The 229-nt window shown below is 71.2% G+C and carries 1 protein-coding gene; it reads left to right on the top strand.

Annotation, left to right across the window (positions count from 1 at the left end; genetic code table 11):
* On the top strand, positions 1–229 hold a 229-nt coding region (locus KVT14_RS21930), incomplete at both ends, for a methylglyoxal synthase (protein ID WP_217617443.1).

Consider the following 229-nt stretch of genomic DNA (forward strand, 5'->3'; position numbering starts at 1 on the left):
GCCGCCCACCACATCGCCCTCGTCGCGCACGACAACAAGAAGGTCGAGCTGCTCCGCTGGGCGGTGTTCAACCGCGGCACCCTGTCGCGGCACCACCTGTACGCGACCGGTACCACCGGCACGATGCTGGAGTTCGGGCTCGGGCTGCCGGTGACGCGGCTGCTGTCCGGCCCGGTCGGCGGCGACCAGCAGATCGGCGCCACGATCGCCGAGGGCACCATCGACATGC

The sequence above is a fragment of the Cellulomonas sp. GbtcB1 genome, from assembly GCF_019091725.1.
GTDB lineage: Bacteria > Actinomycetota > Actinomycetes > Actinomycetales > Cellulomonadaceae > Cellulomonas.